The 962-nt window shown below is 60.6% G+C and carries 1 pseudogene; it reads right to left on the bottom strand.

The features are described 5' to 3' along the window. A pseudogene (locus XH79_RS06855) lies at positions 1-880 on the bottom strand (IS110 family transposase); the annotation flags it as partial. Between the last annotated feature and the right edge of the window lie 82 nt (positions 881-962).

The following is a 962-nucleotide window of genomic DNA, read 5'->3' as shown; positions in this document are numbered from 1 at the left end:
CGGGACCGGGCCTTTGGATACCGAACGACGTTGCGTGCCCCGATGACAAGCAAGTGCCTGAGATAGGAATCGCCCTGCTTTGTTATGCGGCCGAGCCTGTCCTTCCCGCCGGTGGAATTCTGTTTAGGCGTCAGGCCAAGCCAGGCCGCGAACTCCCGCCCGGAGCGGAAAATTGTCGCGTCCGGCACGGTCGCGGCGAGAGCTGTGGCCGTTATGGGACCGATCCCGGGGATCGAGGACAGCAACTTCGCCATCGGATTTACGCGCTGGATCTGAGCCAGCTCGCGCTCGATAGCCTCGACCTGCCGATCCAATTCCTTCAGTTGGTTCACAAGGACGGCTAGTGCGATGCGGGCGTGGGCCGGTAGCGTCAGTTCCTCGTCATCCAACACGTCCACCAGACCATCCACCCGTTGCCGGCCTTGCCCGACGATGATTCCGAACTCAGCAAAGTGAGCCCGAATGGCGCAGGCTGTCATGGTTCGTTGGCGGACCAATAAGCCTCTTGCACGATGAAGCATCAAGAAGCCCTGGTTCTCGCCGCTCTTGATGGGAACGAACCGCATATTGGGACGGGTGACCGCTTCGCAGATCGCGGCCGCGTCAGCGGCGTCATTCTTGGCTCCTCTTCGTACGTAGGGTTTAACATAGGCTGGCGGGACAATCTCACATCACGTCCAAACTGCCGAATCTCCCGCGCCCAGTGGTGAGCAGGCGCGCAGGCCTCAATGCCGACTAGACAAGGCGCGAGCGAGGAGAAGAACGACACGATCTCACCTCGCCGGAGGCGTTGCCGACCGGCCACTTGGCCTTGGCCATCAACTGAATGGATGTGAAATACGTGCTTCGAAATGTCCAACCCAACTGTCGCGGCTTCCATTGGTGAATTGCTCCTGTTAGCGGGTTCGTCCATCGCCAGTATATCGCCGGCGCCGAGGGAGCGGGGCCGTCTTCCCCATCAA

Source organism: Bradyrhizobium sp. CCBAU 45389, assembly GCF_028128625.1.
Taxonomy (GTDB): domain Bacteria; phylum Pseudomonadota; class Alphaproteobacteria; order Rhizobiales; family Xanthobacteraceae; genus Bradyrhizobium; species Bradyrhizobium liaoningense_B.
Note: the sequence above shows the minus strand (reverse complement) of the source record. Positions and strands in the feature narration are given on the sequence as shown.